General features: G+C 45.9%; 13 protein-coding genes. 8 read left to right on the forward strand and 5 right to left on the reverse strand.

The window, feature by feature from the left end; genetic code table 11:
- Nucleotides 1–58 precede the first annotated feature (58 nt).
- From M979_RS23430 to M979_RS20500, 3 genes are all read right to left on the reverse strand, one after another.
- Nucleotides 59–6,547 carry a YadA-like family protein gene (locus M979_RS23430; RefSeq protein WP_064556206.1) on the reverse strand — a complete coding sequence of 2,163 codons (6,489 nt, stop codon included), beginning with the start codon at nt 6,545–6,547 and terminating at the stop codon, nt 59–61.
- A 35-nt stretch (nt 6,548–6,582) separates the two neighbouring features.
- Nucleotides 6,583–7,170, reverse strand: coding sequence for a hypothetical protein (locus tag M979_RS20495; protein WP_157093280.1), 588 nt, complete (start codon nt 7,168–7,170; stop codon nt 6,583–6,585).
- Nucleotides 7,171–7,608: 438 nt separating this feature from the next.
- Nucleotides 7,609–8,004: a winged helix-turn-helix domain-containing protein gene (locus M979_RS20500; RefSeq protein ID WP_034460800.1), complete on the reverse strand. Its 396-nt coding sequence runs from the start codon at nt 8,002–8,004 to the stop codon at nt 7,609–7,611.
- A 602-nt stretch (nt 8,005–8,606) separates the two neighbouring features.
- On the opposite strand from M979_RS20500, the gene M979_RS20505 reads away from it, so the two are divergent.
- The 3 genes from M979_RS20505 (at nt 8,607) to M979_RS20515 (ending at nt 11,974) form a co-directional block, all read left to right on the forward strand.
- Nucleotides 8,607–9,512 carry a LysR family transcriptional regulator gene (locus tag M979_RS20505; protein ID WP_064556208.1) on the forward strand — a complete coding sequence of 302 codons (906 nt, stop codon included), beginning with the start codon at nt 8,607–8,609 and terminating at the stop codon, nt 9,510–9,512.
- 526 nt (nt 9,513–10,038) lie between these two features.
- Nucleotides 10,039–11,355, forward strand: coding sequence for a tyrosine-type recombinase/integrase (locus tag M979_RS20510; protein ID WP_064556209.1), 1,317 nt, complete (start codon nt 10,039–10,041; stop codon nt 11,353–11,355).
- A 4-nt stretch (nt 11,356–11,359) separates the two neighbouring features.
- Nucleotides 11,360–11,974, forward strand: coding sequence for a Fic/DOC family protein (locus M979_RS20515; RefSeq protein ID WP_209439642.1), 615 nt, complete (start codon nt 11,360–11,362; stop codon nt 11,972–11,974).
- On the opposite strand, the gene M979_RS23435 is transcribed toward M979_RS20515, so the two are convergent.
- Nucleotides 11,971–12,129, reverse strand: a complete 159-nt coding sequence (locus M979_RS23435; protein ID WP_102016203.1) for a hypothetical protein — start codon at nt 12,127–12,129, stop codon at nt 11,971–11,973. The genes M979_RS20515 and M979_RS23435 overlap by 4 nt on opposite strands.
- 180 nt (nt 12,130–12,309) lie before the next feature.
- On the opposite strand from M979_RS23435, the gene M979_RS20520 reads away from it, so the two are divergent.
- The 4 genes from M979_RS20520 to M979_RS20535 all read left to right on the forward strand — a co-directional run bounded on the left by M979_RS20520 (nt 12,310) and on the right by M979_RS20535 (nt 16,086).
- Nucleotides 12,310–13,365 carry a hypothetical protein gene (locus tag M979_RS20520; protein ID WP_064556210.1) on the forward strand — a complete coding sequence of 352 codons (1,056 nt, stop codon included), beginning with the start codon at nt 12,310–12,312 and terminating at the stop codon, nt 13,363–13,365.
- A gap of 106 nt (nt 13,366–13,471) precedes the next feature.
- The gene (locus tag M979_RS20525) at nt 13,472–13,708 is read left to right on the forward strand and encodes a helix-turn-helix transcriptional regulator (RefSeq protein ID WP_064556211.1); all 237 of its coding nucleotides are present in this window, start codon (nt 13,472–13,474) and stop codon (nt 13,706–13,708) included.
- Between the two features lie 124 nt (nt 13,709–13,832).
- Nucleotides 13,833–15,242 (forward strand): YfjI family protein, encoded by a 1,410-nt coding sequence (locus M979_RS20530; RefSeq protein WP_064556212.1) that lies wholly within the window; start codon nt 13,833–13,835, stop codon nt 15,240–15,242.
- Between the two features lie 223 nt (nt 15,243–15,465).
- The gene (locus M979_RS20535; RefSeq protein WP_064556213.1) at nt 15,466–16,086 is read left to right on the forward strand and encodes an inovirus Gp2 family protein; all 621 of its coding nucleotides are present in this window, start codon (nt 15,466–15,468) and stop codon (nt 16,084–16,086) included.
- A gap of 219 nt (nt 16,087–16,305) precedes the next feature.
- On the opposite strand, the gene M979_RS20540 is transcribed toward M979_RS20535, so the two are convergent.
- Nucleotides 16,306–16,800 (reverse strand): hypothetical protein, encoded by a 495-nt coding sequence (locus M979_RS20540; protein ID WP_157093281.1) that lies wholly within the window; start codon nt 16,798–16,800, stop codon nt 16,306–16,308.
- 574 nt (nt 16,801–17,374) lie between these two features.
- On the opposite strand from M979_RS20540, the gene M979_RS20545 reads away from it, so the two are divergent.
- On the forward strand, nt 17,375–19,684 hold the full coding sequence (locus tag M979_RS20545; RefSeq protein ID WP_064556215.1) for a tellurite resistance TerB family protein: 2,310 nt from the start codon (nt 17,375–17,377) through the stop codon (nt 19,682–19,684).
- Nucleotides 19,685–19,687: the final 3 nt, after the last annotated feature.

The following is a 19,687-nucleotide window of genomic DNA, read 5'->3' on the forward strand; positions in this document are numbered from 1 at the left end:
TTTGGCGATGATTCCCCGGCATTCTCGCCGGGGAATTTATTTTATTAATTAAACAGGTTTACCACTGATAACCCACACCGACGGCAGCACCCAGATCACCCTGGCTTGTCGACGTACCGGAGAGTTTGGTTACCCACTTACCGTTGTCAGAGATGGTGGAAACACCCAAAGCAACAGCTGCTTCGCCCTGGTAAGTACCCCCGCCCATGCTGACCATGCTTGCGCCTGGTTGGTAAGGTTGTGGCAAACTAGCCATCGCCATTGCTCCGGCAATACCTGCGCTCAGCTTGTCTTTGTTGTCATCAACAATGTTTTTCAGGTCGTTAAACTTGTTGTTGGTGTACTGGTTAGCGCTATTTACGCCGTCTTTTAACTGGCTCAGGTTGACGGCATCAGTCCCTTTAGTACCTGCTGCCACGTTAGTGATTTGACGCTCGCCACCAGCAAAGCCTACGGAGACACTGTTATCACGATCGGTTACCGAATTATTGCCCAGTGCAATCGCATTATTATGCGTTGCATGGGAGTTGGTTCCGATTGCCACACTGTTATCCCCACTGGCTAACGCGCCTGCACCACCAGCGACAGAGTCCTTACCCGTTGGTCTTGGTTTCGGATTATTACTGGTGTTGTTCACCTGGAACATGCCGTCTGTACCGTTGGAGATGTTGGTCACGGTCTGATTCACAACATCAAGTTGGTGCTTATTCACGGCATCGCTTGGCGCCACGCCATCGGCAACGTTGGAGATCGTCGTGCCGCCTGTATGGGTGGAGTTGTCGTAGGTGTCACCGCCCAACACAACATTGTTGTAGCTTATGGAACCGTCAACATTGGTAATGTACTTCACTGACCCTTTATCGATGTTTTTGACATTGCTGCCAATGTTTTCGATAGCCTGGTTGGTGGCATACAGTTCGGAACCGTTCACCGCGTCGGTGCTGTCTGCGGCAATGCGGCCAGCAGCGACATTAGTGATGGTCCGCTCGTTACCTTCGCTACCCACGCTCAGGGTGCTGGTCGGCGCGGTGCCTGCAAACGCATAATCGTTACCACGAATAGTTGTGCCCGTTGTGGCGACTGCCGCAGACGTTGTTGATCCTGCGCCCAATGCGATATCACCCGCATTGTTTGCCACTGCTCCGGCCCCCATCGCCATACTGCCGTTGCCGATGGATTTTGCTTCATCGCCCATCGCGATAGAGCTGTTGCCCATAGACTGCGCATTTGGCCCAACAGCAACGGAGTCAGCGCCGCTCGCCACGGAGTCCGCTTTCCCGGAGTTGGCATGGAAGTACTTAACGCCATTGGTATAAATGTTGGTGGTCGCATCTGTCAGTTGCTGAACGTTAACTGCATCACCAGCGTCGATACCGTAAGCCACGTTTTTAATCCGTGTACCGCCAGTCTTGGTAACGCTGTTATAGGTGTCACCACCCAGAGAAATGCTGTTGTAGTTCACCGTACCGTCGTCATGGATATCGTACTTAACGGAGCCTTTATCGAGCGTATTAATGGCCGAGTTAGTGGCAAATAATTGCGAGCCGTTGATTGCATCGGTGCTGTCTGAACTCAGACGGCCTGCTGCCACGTTAGTAATGGTGCGTTCATGACCACGGCTACCCACACTGACGGTGCTTGTTGGGGTGGAACCAGCAAACAGGTAATCCACATCCCCAATCTTCGCGCCGCTGGTACCAACAGCGATATCAGTAATAGAGCCTGAGCCCAGCGCAACATCATTTGCATTTATTGCCTGAGCTTCACGACCGATTGCCAGACTATTATCACCGGTTGAAAGGGCGTTATAACCTACAGCTGTACTGCCCTGGCCTTCAGCAGAAGAATCGCTTTCCAGCAGTCCATCTTCATTGGTACGCACATAGCGAATCCCCTCACCATTCAACGTGGTGTAAGTTGTGGTGGTATTTCCGGTAATGTGGCTAAGCGTGTTGTCAATGTAGTTCACCGTGGTGTTCGTCTCGTTAAGCTGAGACATATTCACCGCATCGCTATCATTCTCACCACGAGCGACGTTGGTTATCCTGGTACCACCCGTTTTGGTGATGCTGTTGTAGGTATTACCACCCATGGTAACGCTGTTGTAATTAACAGTGCCGTCACCGTTACGGTCATACTTCACGGCTCCCGCATCCAGAGCATCAACCGCCGTATTCGTAGCAAAGAGTTGAGAACCGTTTACACCGTCGGTGCTATCCGCACTCAGGCGACCCGCAGCCATGTTAGTCAGGGTGCGTTCTTCACCAGCTTTACCAATGCTCACGGTGCCAACAGGTGCACTGCCTGCAAACGCATAATCTGTGCCAGCAATCGTCGCGCCGGAAGTTGCAACAGCGGCTTGTGTTTTCGCGCCATCCCCCAGAGCAATGCTGCGGGCCACATCGGCTACTGCACCCATACCGATTGCCACAGCATCCGTACCTGAGGCAACCGAGTCTGCACCGGTAGAGTTGGCGTGGAAGTACTTGGTCCCCGTCTCGTACATATTGTTGATGGTGTTATTGGTCTCGGTCAGCTGAGAGAAGTTAACCGCATCGCTTGGTGCTGAACCATCAGCCACATTGGTGATCTTCGTTCCACCCGTGTGCGTGCTGTTGTCGTAGGTATCGCCACCCAGTGTGATGTTGTTGTAGTTAACAGTGCCATCAACAAATTTGTCGTATTTGACTGAGCCCGCATCCAAATTAGTGACATCGCCGGTGATCGTGCTGAGCGCCGTGTTGGTGGCGAACAACTGTGAACCATTCACACCGTCGGTGCTGGTTGCGCTCAGGCTGCCTGCTGCCAGGTTAGTCAAAGTACGCTCAGAACCTTTATCACCAATACTGACGGTGCCTACCGGAGTTATGCCAGCAAACGCATAATCCGTACCCAGTAATGTTGTACCTGTAGTACCTACAGCCGCTTGCGTTTTCGCGCCATCACCCAGTGCCACACTACGTGCCACATCTGCAACCGCATTCATACCAATCGCAATTGCATCAATACCTGAAGCAACAGAGTCTGTGCCGGTTGAGTTAGCGTGGAAGTATTTGGTGCCCGTTGCATAGATGTTGTTAACCTGGTCACCCAGATTGGTCACGTTGTTGTTGGTTTCAGTCAGCTGCGAGAAGTTCACCGCGTCGCTTGGAGCAGACCCGTCCGCCACATTGGTGATTTTGGTGCCGCCGGTATGCGTGCTGCTGTTGTAGGTATCGCCGCCCAGCGTGACGTTGTTGTAATTAACCGTGCCATCCGGGTTGATGTCGTAATGCACGCTGCTGTCTGAAACAGACTGCAACTGGCGCACGTTGACAGCATCCGTAGCTTGCGTACCGCCTGCGACATTGGTGATCTGACGTTCCATACCCGCAGAACCAACGGATACAGCACCCTGAGTTGAAGCCACTGTGGTTTTGCTGAACAACTCTTTCGCGCCATTCATACCGGAACGATCAGCGATCGCACCAGCACCTAGTGCTACGCCATAATTAGCGGTCGCTTGTGAATTACGACCGATGGAAGAGGTGGACAACCCTGAAGCGACTGCATTATAACCCACAGCAACAGCCCCGGTGGTGGTGACAGTGCCCGCTTTCGCACCACTCCCTATCGCCACACCCTGGTTATACGTTTTGGAATTGGCACCGATAGCAAGTGCATCATCTGATATGGTGCTTGAGTGATCACCCATCGCAATTGAGTTCACGCCATGAGCTGTAGATGAACTCCCTATTGCAATCGAGCCGGTGTCGAGGAACCCGACCAATGCCTTATTACCTAGCGCGATGGCATTTGTGGAGTTCACGTTGGCGCCATTACCTATGGCAATTGCGCTATCCGCACTGTCAAGTGGACTGGTATTTGTTGCCTGAGCACCTTGCCCCATAGCAATAGATGACGTGCTGCTGGCTACAGAACCCATTCCAATCGCCACCGCGTCCTTACCGGTTGCAGACGAATCTGTCCCGGTAGAGTTGGCGTGGAAGTACTTAGTACCTGTGGCGTAAATGTTGTTGATGTTGTTGTTGGTGGTGGTCAGCTGCGAGAAGTTAACCGCGTCGCTTGGGGCAGAACCGTCCGCCACATTGGTGATTTTGGTGCCGCCAGTGTGCGTGCTGTTGTTGTAGGTCGTGCCACCCAGCGTCATGCTGTTGTAGTTGATCGTGCCGTCGCCGTTCTTATCGTACTGCACGGATTCGTCAGCGAGAGATTTCAGCTGTGAGACGTTGACCGCATCGGTCAACGCAGCACCGGCCGCCAGATTGGTTATCCGGCGCTCGCTTCCGGCAGAACCAATCGATACTTCCCCGGTGGCACTCCCTTTCATATCAGCCGCGTTCGCGCCTTTGGGCACATAGGCAGCCTGCCCAAGATTTGCGGTCGTGGTAGTGTTATACCCGATGGCAACGCTGTTATTAGCACTGGCGTTCGCAGAAGCCCCCAGAGCGACGGAAGTCACACCAGTGGCAATAGATCTGCTGCCTAATGCGACTGCACCACTTCCAGAAACAAAGGAAGCCGGCCCCAATGCAACAGCTGAATTGCTAGTGGCACTTGAGGCTCCGCCAATCGCAATACTCGACATCCCCGTTGTATTCGCGGAATCACCAATCACGACTTGTCTGGCGTAGACTGGATTTGCCGCGTAGTTGGCCGAGGAATTATTGCCGATCACGACACTGTTACCTGCTGCCGTTGCCGATGCGCCATTACCCATGGCAATCGCGTTGACCGAATTGGCATCCGCAACCGCATTTACCCCCACGGAAATAGCGTCCGCGCCGAGCGCTTTAGAATCCGCACCGGTAGAGTTGGCGTGGAAGTACTTGGTGCCGGTGGCGTAGATATTGTTGATGTTGTTGTTAGTGGTGGTCAGCTGCGAGAAGTTCACCGCGTCGCTTGGGTTAGAACCGTCTGCCACGTTGGTGATTTTTGTCCCACCAGTGTGGGCGGTGTTGTTATACGTGGTACCGCCCATCGTGACGTTGTTGTAATTAACCGTGCCATCCGGGTTGGTGTCGTAATGCACGCTACTGTCAGAGACAGCCTGAAGTTGGCGTACGTTGACGGCGTCAGTGGCCTGCGTACCACCGGCAACGTTGGTGATCTGGCGTTCTGAACTCACGTCACCCACAGATACGGCGCCTTTAGTTGATGCAACCGCAGTATTGCTGAACAGTTCTTTGCCACCAGCCATGCCCGCGCGGTCGGCAGTCGTACCAGCGCCCAGCGCAACACTTCCTGGCGCGGTAGACAATGCACGGGCACTATGACCCAAAGCAACACTGTCTGCGCTGTCTGCCACTGCGGTGGAGCCTACGGCTACACCATAGTCGGAGGTAGAGTTAGACCAATGACCGATCGCCAGGCTGTCTGTCTTTTGCGCGTTCGCAGAGGTACCAAAAGCAGTTGCCCCCAGCCCTGATGCAGCGGAAACCGCGCCTACAGCCACCGCATTTTGTGCAGCCGTTGTGCCGACGCCGATGGCTGTGGCCGCACCACCCGCTGTGGCATAGCTACCGAGCGCAACGCCACCCTGGACATTAGCGTCGCTGTCCGGCACGGTTGCATGGTCACCAATAGCAATACCACCGCGGCTGCTATAAGAGGATGTCCCCAGAGAAATAGCAGATGTTGCTTTGTTGGTAAGGTTTGCACCTGGCCCTCCCAGACTTTCAAAGCTAAAAACACCTGTATCGTGATTCACGGCGTTGCTACCGATAGCAATACTGTTGCTACCTGCTGCTGAAGCCGTTGAGCCCAGGGCCAGCGAGTAATCACCGGCCGAGCTTGCGTTAGGACCAATAGCTGTAGAATTAGCTCCTTTCGCATTGGCATAGTAGCCTAGTGCCTGCGCTTGAACTCCAGCTGTATTGGCATACCAACCAATGGATGTGCCTTCCAAACCCGTGACTAATGAACCGCCACCAATCGCTGTGCTGTGATCTGGGGTTGCTTTTGCCATATCACCGATCGCCACCGCACTGTAGCCATTTGCGACAGAGCTACGACCAATCGCGGTGGCGTTAGTATCCGATGCTACCGAATTGGAACCGAAAGCGATCGCGCCATCAGAAGAGGCGGCTGACAGAGAACCCACGGCCATCGCCCCGTTGCCCCCGCTGGCTTTTGCGCCCTGACCAATGGCGATGCCGTTAACAATAGTTGCACTGGCCGAATGACCCAGTGCGATGCTATCTATCGCAGAGGCCGTTGCGGACTGACCTATGGCTGTTGCGCTAGAGCCACTTGCTGACGCAGTCGGACCGATAGCTGTGGAGCTGTTACCTGTGGCGACGCCACCATTTATTGATGTGTTGGCCGCATTGTTATTATCCAATGCGGCACTGCTGGTGCCCGTGCCGGCAACCCATGCTTCAGCAGGGAAAGACAACAAAGTCGCAGCAACTGCGCCAGTCAATCCACTTACACGTTTCGCAATACGCAAGGAACTGGCTCCCTTGCCTTTTGCCCCTGCAAATTCCCCGGCAACAACCCAGGCTTTTTGCGCAGAATTCCATACCAGACGATAAATCTTGTTCATAAAGTTTCCTTCCCGGCTCCGTGCCAGGATAACGGTTAGTGTTTCGCGGCCTGCAGGCTGGCTGCGGCTTTGATAATCAAAGGACGTTCCAGAGAGGTACTGTTCAGTTGGTTTTGCTCGCGCTCATAAAGTCCAAGCGCGGCTTTGTTATTGCGGGCGACGTATTGCAGGTAGCCGCCGGTGAAGAAGGTGGCTTCAGTTAGCGCATCACGCCGTTGGAGTTCGTCGGTACCAGGCATGGCGGCTATTGCGGCAAATACCGCCTCGGTGCTGCCCTTGCCTGAATAAAGACGAATAAGCGCCTGCTGACTTGGTGAACTGGCGTCCATACCGGAAGTCAACATGGCGAGCTCTTTTTTAAGGGATGCCGGTTTACCAGCATGAGTTCGGGCGCTAAGCCACAACTGCCACAAATGGGCATAATCGCTAACGCGAGCATCGGCAATGGCTGCAAGGCCATCAAAGGCTTTTTCCGCAGCATCAAACTTGCCCAGTGCGACCAGGTTGATAGCTGAGGGAACCGCTATATCTGCGGATATATCGGAGCCCGTCAGTTCGTCATAGACTTTGCGAGCCGCCTGGTTGTGGCCAGATAAGTCATCAGCAATTGCCTGATTAAACAAAGCAACTCGTGTTTGATGAGTCGCGGGGGGACTTAACTTTTGTGTAATAGAGGCTGATGCTCCATTGGCCATTACCGGCAGAATTAAATAGCTGGTGGCAATAATAATCGAGCCGAAAATAGCTGGGCGTACGCAAGGTATATTTTCTTTAAATAGCCCTATGTATTTCCGTATTTGGTGTAATAAGAAAGATTTTTTCATTTCGTAATACTCATTAAATATGGCAATGGCACCGGTAGGTTTTGGGGGCGATAGTTATCCCCGCCAGGATTGAGTCCTTGCGATAAAGGTGAATATTTAATTTTGACAGGTATGAAATATAAGTTATTTGTGCTTATATTTTTTCATCAAAAAAATAATATCACTGGAATTTCCTTAGGCTAACCAAAGGAATATAAAACCAATCTATTTATTAATAAGTTGTTGAAAGGTAATGTTTCAATGTTGGTTTTTTATATAAAGCGCCTGTACTTTATGTGCATTAATACTATAAAAAGCACCTCTATCACTTTTTATAAAGTCAGGATCTAGTCCAACCATCATGAGATCAGTTTTCAACTCCTTCAATGTGGACCATAATATTTGGCTCGACGATTTAAAATTTCGGTCATCCCAGACGTTTTTGAAAATATCATCACGATTTACGGGTTTTTCACATGCATTATTAAGTAAGTATGCAAGCAGCATCATATGCAGATCTTTAATAGCTATGACACATACATTGAGTGCATAAGCCTTGCGAGCATCATCCATGTCCAGCTTGATAATCCTGCGATGATGGATATCAACCTGAATATTATCGTTTATTAAAAAACCAAAAGTAGATGTAAACATTTAAAATGCCCTTACTCTCTCAGTATTCATTTATATGCTTCATATGAAGCTGTACGCAGTCTATATAAAGTGAAAAAAACAGTAATCAGATGGAAACATCCTGGAATATATGTTTATTTTTGGTTAAATCAGGAGCCAAATGTCATACCCTTATGGTTGCTTGGGTTTTAATGCTTATAACGTTTGTATTCTCGATATTTTTGGCTGTCTAAATTAAATTTTACGGGTTAACACAAAGTTTCATATTTAGATGCAATGCCAGGGTAAAACGCTGACCATCGTGCAATCTAGTGATTTACATAGGAAAAATTAAATATAAATTCCTTTTTTATTGAGTGCTGCGTCAGCTTTTTAGCTGCTTCTTTTTTGGTTTTTAATCAATGTTAACTAATTGTTTCAGTTAAAGTGTCTTTTACCTATTTAAGTGCTGAACTACCTCGGGTTACGGAAAAGAGCATCAGGTATCAGGTGCAGTGATTGATTTCGCTATGGGTGTATTGAAACACGCATTTACTCATATGAAAAATGAATCAATAGGAAAGTACTCATACAAAATTTCACTGAACTATACTCATGTATCTTCTCATTGAGTCACGAACAAAATGACTTCATTACGAACCGGTAAATTTGATTACAACTTGATCCGCTTTTTGGTGGCAATCATAGACACCAACAGTATGGTGAATGCAGCTGAAGTATTAGATGTTGCCCCTTCAGCAGTAAGCTATGCGGTCAGAAAATTGCGTGAACATTACAATGACCCCCTTTTCGTACGCGCTTTGCATGGAGTAACTCCTACAGCATTAGCTCTAAATATTTACGAACGATTTAAAATCATAAATGATGATATTAATGACGCTCTGAATATTGTTAACGATGTTGATTCTGATGTCCGCGAAATATATATTCGCGCCGATGCTTTTACAGAGGCCTGGATTACAGACAGGCTTATACGCTGTGGTATTGTGACTAACGAGTGTATTTTGGATTTTCGATATTCCTCTGCGAGCTCAGATGAACGTGTTGCTAAGTTAAGGAATGGTGAGGTTGATTTAGATATTGGGGTGCAGTTTGATGGAGATAAGAACATACTTTCCACGAGACTTTTCGAGTGGGATTTAATGCTAGTTTGCCGAAAGGACCATAAAACGATAGGTGATAGCTTAAGCATGGAACAGTATGCAAATGAACCCTTTATTGCATATAGTACACGCCATTACGGTACCATCTTATTAAGTGATATTAATCAAATAACACAGGTCAGGGATATTAAACCAATTGCTAAGAGCGAATCCCCGATGAACATGATTTTCACTGCACTTTTACATGATCTAATAATATTTATACCACGAACTTACTTCGAGCTACTTCAACATGTGTTACCAATTAAAGAAGTTCATTGTGACTTTATCCCATATAAAAAGATCCCAAACGTTATACATATTCATAAGCGAAATATTAATGATGCGTTACTACAAAAAATTATCACTGTTTTAAAAACAGAATAGGCATCGTTTTTTATAGAAGTTTATGGAACTAAGGGCAATTTCGAAGGAGGTAAAAGAGAGGTTCTGGTGAGGACTGGCATTGTGGAAATGCTTTGTTAAGTGTTGGGTTTATCTGAGGGATGTATCGTTGAAATGATGGGTGGCTGGAGAATGTGAAATGTTCAAAACAACCTTCAAAACAAGATTGTTTAGCTTCTGCTCTGAATCTAATCGGTCATCAAGAGATAACTTCAGAAAACAAAAAGGACCTGGATAACTTCTTATCCAGGTCCTTGATATGTTTGGTGGCCCCTGCTGGACTTGAACCAGCGACCAAGCGATTATGAGTCATAAAATTGGCATGTTTTTAATTGTTCGCCATTGTCTCTGTTTGTGTTTTTAATTGTCTATAATCAATCAGTTATGAGGTTGTTTTTGTTTCTGATTGGTTCTCTTATTTCCCCATTGTACTATCCTTACCTGACCCGTTACCTGACCCGAAATGGGCATCGGGTCAGGTAACGCTTATTCTTAGAAAGGTAAACTCATGGCCGCTAATCTTACCGAGACTGCTATACGTGGATTGAAGACAAAAAGCACGGCGTACTACGTGTGGAGCAACAGTGCTCAACGTGGTACCGGCAGGCTTGGTGTTAAGGTTCAGCCTTCAGGCAGCAAAGTTTTTTATTTTCGTTACTACGTTGAGAAAGGGAAGAAAGAGAAGTTCATCCAGTTGGGCATCTGGCCTGAGATGAAACTAGTGACGGCCAATGAGCTGGCGAAAAAGTATGGTGCCTGGCTTGTCGAAGGGAAGGAACCCCAGCAAGAGCTTGAGCAACAGCGCCTGGCCGAACAGCACATTATGCAGATCCATCGTTCTCAAGGATCGTTTGAAGAACTGGTACATGGCTACGTTAACAAGATGAAGCTCGACAACAAGCGTACTTGGGCTGATGTATTGAAGCGCATGGAGCGAGAGTGCTACACCGTTATTCCTCGTGATACTAAAGCGAAGGACGTGACGCCTCTGCAGATCAAAACCATCCTCTCGGGTATTATCCAGCGTGATGCGGTGGTCCATGCGAACCGAGTTCGTTCTTATCTGATGGCGGCATTCAACTACGGTCTGAAAGCTGATAACGATCCGATGAATACCAGCGTGGGTATTACGTTCGGCCTTGAAGTTAACCCGGTATCGGCCATACCGAAGCAGTCTTCGGCGGAAAAAGTGGGTGATACATGGCTAACGCTGGAAGAGTTGCGTGTTGTCATGGAGCAGTTCGCAGAGGCCACCAATGTTGGGCCGCTGATGCAGCATTTAATCCGCTTCTGCGTTTATGTTGGCGGGCAGCGTCCATTTGAAATGATTGCCAGCCAGTGGAGCGCGATTGACTGGCAGCAAAAGACGCTCCTGGTCATTGCCGATGTATCGAAAAACAAGCGTGAGCACCTGATCCCGCTGACTGAATCGGCGCTACAGGAATTAGCTTCAGTGAAAGAGCTGACTAAGGAAAGTAACAGCCCCTATATTTTCCCGCTATCAACCAACGGTGAACGCCCGGTGCGTACAGATAGTCTGGCGCGTTCCATCATGTATTTCCGGGCTTTTAATCCTGAATTTAAAGTTTTCACAGCGCGAGATTTACGTCGGACCTGTAAGACTCTGATGGGGGAGTCGGGGATCAGCAAAGAGATCCGTGACCGTATTCAGAATCACGCTTTGAACGACGTTAGCTCGAAACACTATGACCGTTATGATTACGTGACTGAAAAGCGCAGGGCGCTTGAGATTTGGGAAGATAGAGTCAACAACTACCAGCGGCAACAGGAAAACAACGTTGTGAACTTGTTTGGGCGGAGGTGAGAGCTTGGCAAAATATAAGCTTAATTCAGCAGAAGAGCGGTATCAGCCGGGCTCTGGTGATTTGGTGCTGTCTAATAAACTGGGGATCATTGATGAACAGGAAATGGAGGCGCTGGAATCGGGCCTACTGCTGATGCTGTATGAGCAGCTATTTATTGAGGGGCAGCCACCTGAGGTGCTGGCTTTTGAGCACATTAGTAGGTGGCATCGCCAATGGCTGGGGAATGTGTACGACTGGGCTGGGAGGCTGCGTAATGCTAACCTGACAAAAGACGGTTTCCAGTTTGCCGCTGCCGACAGGATTCCGCTACTTCTTGATGGTTTCGAGAAGCAGTTTCTCGCTCGGTCTGGCGAGCTTAAATCTCTGGCTCGTTCGGATCTGGTCACTTATCTGGCTGAATGCCATGTGGAATTTATTTTAATCCATCCATTCAGAGAAGGTAACGGGCGTCTGTCGCGACTGCTTTGCGATGTGCTGTCTGTTCTGGCAGGAAAGGGCTTACTTGATTACAGCCTGTGGGATGAGCACAAGGCGTTTTACTTCAAGGCAATACAGGCGGGCGTATCAGGTAATTACAGCCCCATGATACAACTGGTGAGCGACATCTTGCCAGATTAACGGGCGAGGCCCACAGCTTTCGCCTGTGCCTGATTTTGTTTGAGTTGCTGCTCAATTTTTTGCACAGAAACACCCGTTTCGATTGCAGTTGAGCTGGCAACGGAACGGTAGATTTGAGTTTTAGTGATCTGACTATGTACTGTTTTTTTTGTCATGTTAAAAGCCTCGTTTTGCTGCAATGATTCTAGTTCGAATGGGGATTGCCCGCAAGGCTGCTATCAATAGGGATGTAACGATGAAAATCCCTTACTCGGCATAAAATAATTTTTAGACTCATCTCACCATCTTGATACAATAGTTTGTAATTTATAAGGTTAATCTCTTGGTGGTGATAGATGGATAGTAATCCAAATTTTTTTGATGCTACTGATCTTTTTAAGATTCCTGAGCTATTTGATATCCCCGATGGTCTTCATTGCGTTGATGCTTATACTAAAAAATTTCATATTAGACTGGAAGATATCATCGCCGCTTGGTTGGATAATAGAATAAAACTGTATGTTAATCTTCGTTCTGAATACTGTCGAATAAACCGTTATGCTAATAAAAAAGAACACCGCTACGATACTTTTGATATCAGTATCGGTAGAGACTTCTATCAACATGAAAGAAGTCCACAGGCTACAGTAAGGAAATTCATACCTTGCAACCAATCTGAAATAAAAGAGGATATAAATTTCCAAGGGAGTAGTTTTTATAAATATGTTTACAATGGATATGCTAGTGGATTTTGGCGACTACAGCTCACAAACACTACTCATCTAGTAAAAGTTAATTACAATCTTAAAAATGCTAATGTATCGTGGGATGAAATTCCAGGAGAGGTTAGAGTTTTGGGGCGAGATAATAAGGACCATTTGGTTTTTAATAAAGATATCTTTGTCTCTGATGAATGTTTGTATATTGATAGCTCTGGGTGTCAAGAACTATCTCAACATCTCAATGTTGAAGAAAATGAAATCCATGAGGTAGAGGGGTATTATATACAGAGTTTCATTGCTGTAATTTTGCTTAAAATAAATTTTTCAAAAGAAAATGGTTTGATTAACCGTACAAAGACAGCAAATATATTGAATGCGTATCGTAAGGAGATGTGTGTATCTTTAGAGCCGGTTAGCGGGAAAAGTATATCCAGATGGATTAACGGCTCTTTAATAGAGAAAGGGCAGTTATCTTTAGATGTTGAGGATGGCCGACTATCTGAAGCAAAGAATGATATTATATATTTGATTATTAAACAATGTCATGCAGATCGTACATCAAAAGAGTTGGCTGTTTTATTGGGCAAGGAAATTGATGGCTATCAATTACAGCAGAGAATTACATTGCCGCAATTAGTGAATTATCTTGATACGCTCATTACCAAATATGTATCACTGAATTTGAAATAAATTTCTCAATAAGGTTCTCAATAGACAATAGCTTAATGGGTACCCATCTTCTTTAAATTTTGATTTGAATCGTACAAACTGCCTCTACCGAAACAAAGGAGGCAGTATGAGTACAACATCTATCATTCCAACCCCTGAACAGCGATTGCAAATCCTGCATGTTTACGGCGAAAAATGTGACCGACTGGTGCGGGAAAAAGAGCGCCAGTACATCACTTCGATTTCCCGGTCGACGGCCTGGAAGCTTGAAAAGGCTGGTAGGTTTCCTCAACGTAAATCACTTGGGGCTAAGTCGTGTGGCTGGTTGCTTAGCGATCTTCTTTACTGGATCAATGAACGCTAAGGGTCATAAGTTTTTTAGTATTTTTTATCTGATGGTTGGGAATGCATCTTGCTATTTCCACTATTAATAGCGGAATAGCAACTCAACCGGAGGTACTTTTAACATTTAATGATGATGAGGTTTTATGTCGGGAAATCGAGAGTTCCCCATACGTATGCTTCCCGCAATAGTGGGGAATGCAATTTATGAGGTAGTCCAACATACTCAGGCACCACTTCCCATGGTTGTTGCAGAGATGCTTGGTGTCATTTCTCTTGCTTGTCAGAACCGAATTGATGTTTGCAGGCTGAATAATCTGCGTGGTCCGACATCACTTTTTATTGTGACAATTGCTGAATCAGGGGAAAGGAAAAGCACGGTAAGTAAGTTGTTAATGAAGCCGATTTACCAGATGGAAGAACGGTTATTTGAGCAATATAAACAGGAACTAATCAACTGGCAATATAACGTAAAGATTTTCAAGGCGGAAGAGAAAGCCTTGATGTCAAAACTGAAGTCAGATATCCGTTGTGGCAAAGATCCAACTATGGCACGTGAATGTCTGAAAATACTGCAAGATAGTTATCCTGTGGAGCCTGTCAGATATAAGTTGACGTTCAATGATACCACACCAGCGGCGATAAAAGAGTACCTTTGTGGAGAATGGCGATCAGTTGGAATTATATCAGATGAGGCAGGTACGGTTTTTAATGGTTATACACTAAACGAATTACCGTTTGTAAACAAAATGTGGGATGGGTCGATTTATTCAGTCGAAAGGAAAAATGCACCTGAGATATTAATAAAAAATGCCAGATTGACATTATCCCTTCAGGTTCAGCCTGTAGTTATCAATAGGTATATTGAAAGAAAAGGGGATGTAGCAAAAGGGATAGGTTTTTTTGCTCGTACACTTATTTGTCATCCATTTTCAACACAAGGATATAGACAAATAACTAATCCTGTTGTCTCAAGTGAACATCTGCCAGTGTTTCATGAGAGATTAATGGAGATCGTCAACGAAAGTATTATCAACAAAGATGAACGCATCTGCCTACATTTCTCGCCAGAAGCAGGACAGAGATGGGTTGCATTTTATAATAAAGTTGAAACAGAAATGCGCTTAATCGGCTTTCTGTCAGACTTTAAAGATTACGCATCTAAAGTCGCTGAAAATATGGCAAGGATCGCCGCATTATTACATTATTTCAATGGTAATGAAGGTGACATATCTCTTACCGCCGTTGAAGCTGCTGTAGAGATAAGCGCATGGTACGTAGAGGAGTATATTAAATTATTTTCCAAACCACAGGAGTTAGATCTGATCAATACAGATGCAAATGAGCTTTATTGGTGGATGAAAGAATACTGTAGTCAAAATTTTGTACCTTACATCAGGAAAAACACAATATTGCAATATGGACCCAATCGGTTCAGAGAGCGTAATAAAACGAACGAATTACTAAGCACACTCTACTCACAAGGGAAAATAAGCACCTATAAAAAAGGGAAAACTCTTTTTATTCAACCAATGGATAGTTTGGCGGTTATTTAAGGTGGCGTTTAGGTAAATAATGCTAACAGGCTGCTTGTTAACTATTTCTAATTACAGAGTTGTTTTTATGCAGTCCTTACAGGCTGGGGTTGCCTTTTATCAGAATTTAAATGTTGGAAAGGTAATATATAGTTAATTGCAACTATCATATAAATAACCTTCAATATTCTATTACTAATACATCCCTGTGATCTCACAGGGATAATAAAGTCAGAGATATATTATGGAACTATACCAAGGTACTCATGGCGCACACATCCTCGCTTACCGAGAAAGAATTGCGCAGACAGTTAGTAACGCAATCAATCAGTTTCCACGTACTATGGCATTAAGAGTAGATCTTCACTATCCACCTATTTGGGATAATGGTGATACGATATGCTGTTACCCTAATCTTCAATCAGGAGCAATATCACGCTTTCTTGATTCACTTAAAGCAATTCTGGAGGCGTATGAATATCGCAGAAAATTTGCAGGGATCAGGATTCATTACAATGTAGTACGAAATATTTGGGCAAGAGAATACTCACAGAGTGGTAAATGCCATTTCCATATTTGCTTATTCTTTAACAAGAATGCTTACTACCATTTGGGTCATCTTAAGCAGACTGGCACATTAAGCAATATGATTATAAGAGCCTGGTACAGTGCTCTGGACCTAGAGCTTGAAGATTGTCGTGATCTTGTTCACTTTCCAGATAACTGCAAATACATACTGGATATAAAGGATCCTGACTTTGATATCATTTACAATGATCTAATTAACCGTCTGGATTACCTGACAAAACTCGACACTAAAGTCTTCGGTGAAGGGGACCGAAACTTCGGGTGTAGTCGAGGATAATTTATTATGGAAAACAATGGCCTTTATTTTGATAAGGCCATTTAAATTTTATGGACTAAAAGTAAATTAATGGTTTTTTAAAGTACTCTTTCCATTTTACCACCTTATCCACAGCATAAAAGATTCATTTAGTCACGAGTTGTAAGGTTTATATATGAAGATTTTATATTTGAGCTAATATCCTTTATAAAATAACATATTTCAGTGAAAAAACAGACTTCATCGTGATGCTGCTTTCAAATATGCATAACCGCCGGAAATATCAGATGCTGCATCAGCTAGTAAAACACGCCCTTTCCTATCATGTGCAAGTTCCGCGTAACTCTGTGGCGGCCACTTATAGCGAACATAAGCGTCAGCTACTGCTAAACGAAAACGAAGACCAAGATCCCAACCCTGCAGCCAACCAAGCTCCGGTAAGTGAGGTGATAATATCTCGTGTGCTTTTTTAGATAGTTTAGATTTCAGAATTTTACTGTGAATATCATTATAAAATTTTTCGATCACGTTATATCCACTTTCACCTCCAGACCTAATAGCAAGAGCCAGAAGAAAACACTTAAGTATGTCTTCCTGATTTTCTTGAATATCATTGGATATATTTATAAGAGCTGCATTCCAAGGATTTACACCAAAGGTGATAACAAGTGGTGATATCCAGCCCAGTGTCTCAGCGATTTCATAGAGTAGACTTGCTCGAGAAATTATACCCATAACATCCATTCTAAGGAGTAGTTCAGGCCTACGTATTAATCCCTGTAGCCATGAATCTGCCAAATTAGAATTTCTATCATTTATAAATGACATTGTAGTGGTTTACTGAATTTGGGCATCCGAATAGAGGTATACCGCGTCCGCATTTGGCACTACTAGCCCACAGGTTGAGCCCTGTCTGAAGTGAGCGTGAAGTGGAAGTTTGAGATGGTATAGCTTCTAAAGGCTTCCCTGCCATACAGATTGTCGACATTCTAAGCGAATCGGTAAGTTTCATCATGCAGTGGTCAGATCTTCATCTCCAGTGCAGTTGCTCGCATCGTAACGTAGCAGTAGTACATCATCATTCTGAAGCGATTGACCCATCAGGCATTTGCACACCTTAAAAATTCTCTGCTGGTGAAGCACACTTATCCAATAGTTCTTATTATTTAAATCAATGAGTTAATTTTGATGGTGATTTGGTTTTAACCCTCGCGATTTAGAAGTATTATTTTGAGATTAATCCACTTGTCCTGCTTTTCGTCGCCATTCTTTCGGTGTATGTGAAAAGTCATTTTTAAGGTTACTTTCCATGGAGTTATGGATATTTATAGCGGTGATTTATTTAGTTTATTTTTTGTTTTTCAAAAAGAAAAAGCATAAACCCGCAGAAACTTATGCCTCCAGAACCGTGGAAGCGCCACCTAAAGAGTGGCTTGCTGACAACAAGAAAAAAGAGGCTGTTGTGCGAAACGGTGACAGTGAAGATGATAATTTGGCAACCTTTACGCTGAGCAGTGGCCGGAGTGTCGAGTATCAAATAACAACCACTCAACGCCAGAATCCCTCAAAAACTACGGGTGCCTTGGCTCGATGGGTGCTGCCGGCCGAGGTGATTACTGTCGGTGGTATAGAGATTACCGGTGGTCATTTCTACTTCGGACAGCGTATGAAGCCAGCCGGGCAGAACTTAAGCAATTATTATGATGATGGCAGCGAGGCATCTTTAATTGACGACACGCTTAAGATATACCCCAAACCTTACATTTACGAAGATAGTTCATTGGGGTACTGGCCCAGTTTTTCCTCGCTTTCACCTGTGGCACGCGGCGCGTATCTCAGCTGGCTTGCCAGCGACAGGTGTGACGCTTCCTGCCCTGTTGGTTATGTTTTTATTTATCTGTATGGTCTCGAAAGACGGGCGCTTGTTGACAGCCTGGACGAAAATACATCTGACGCTGAGTTCTGCGATCTGTTCAAAGAAATCCGCCGTCTAAGATCGGTATTCATTGAAAACCGTTCCTTCCGGAACTACTCCTCCCAGTTACTCGAAGCAATGTCCATCCTTCGCCCGGACGTTAATCTTGCTGCAGACCTCGACAATGAGATGGGGTTCAGCAACGGTATGCAGTTTAAGCTAGCACTGGCAAAGGCTGTGGATGCTGGATTACCCGTATCAGCTGATCTGGCGCTAACCTGGATAACAAACCATACAGAGTATACGTTGCGAACGCCCGCCCGCCGATGCGCGAAAGAATTTGCTGCGCTTTTCAAACGGCGTTATATCCTCAAATATGGTGAGGGTATGTTAGTTAAGCCGAATAAAACGCGACTGAGGCTGGATTACACACCAGCAAGCCCCAATCTGCGCGGCATTCGCCTTCAGGTTCCCAACCTGCCTGACCCTAGTGCGTTAAAGGGCCCTGTCCAGAAAATTATGACACTTGCAGATATCTGCACAGACGAACTGGATGCTTACAGCCGCTATCTTGGTAGGAAAGGTACGTCAGAAAATGATATTGCTGCAATTATGTTGCTGCCTGAAGAAATCATCGATGAAAGCGCAGGAAAAATTTCAAAGACATTCCAACGTTGGGCTAATGAAGTGATCGCAGATCATGAGGGGTTAACTTCGGTTGCTAAATTTTGGGAGCATATTGGTGCCAGTTGCCCAGAGAAAATCAATAAAAAAGAGGCTGACCTGATGCAGGCCTTTGCGCTTAAGATGGGTTACAGCTTGGCTCCTGACCCGTTTTATCACCATGTGAAGGCAGAAGTTGACGGCGTTCTGGTTCTATTTACTGCCGGTGAGCGCACACCTTTTTCACCGTCTCCAGAGTTTATCTCAGCTGTGATGACACTCAGGCTGGGAGCGATGGTAGCCTTAACCGATAACAGCCTTGATCAGGCCGAGCGAAAAGTGCTGGAAAACGCCATCGATCACAACCCCAGCTTCACAGATGATGAAAAACGTTCCCTGCATGCGTATTTAACGTGGCAGCTTCATACCCCGGCCAACATGACGGGAATGAAAAACAGGATTGCGCTGCTGAGTGTGGCGGAAAAATCAGCTGTGGGTCGGATTATCGTTAGTGTCGCCTGCTCGGATGGCAGTATCGCGCCTACCGAAATCAAACAGCTAGAGAAGATTTATTCAAGCTTGGGTCTGGATCCCTCATCTGTTTCCGCCAATATCCATCAGCATTCCACAGCTGAAATTACACCCGTTTCTTCTGTTCCAGCGAGTCAGTCAACGGCAGAGTTCACGCTGGATGCTAACGTACTGGCTCGCCACGAATCGGCCACAGATGATGTCCGTAAATTACTGAGCACGATTTTCACTGAAGACGAACTGGAACTGCCAGAAAGCGTTCCCGTCTCCTTATTGGAGGAGGGGAGTCTTGACTCTGCACATAGCCAACTTTATCGCAGGTTGCTGGAGAAGGAAAAGTGGTCCCGGAAAGAGGCGACAGAACTGTGCGGTAATTGGAATTTGATGCTCGGTGGTGCGCTTGAGGTGATCAATGACTGGTCCTATGCAGCGGTTGATGCGCCAGTGCTGGAAGATACTGATGATGATATCTGGGTAGACCTGGAAATTGCCAAAGAATTAGAGGGATAGTTA

The sequence above is a fragment of the Buttiauxella noackiae ATCC 51607 genome (assembly GCF_001654865.1).
Taxonomy (GTDB): domain Bacteria; phylum Pseudomonadota; class Gammaproteobacteria; order Enterobacterales; family Enterobacteriaceae; genus Buttiauxella; species Buttiauxella noackiae.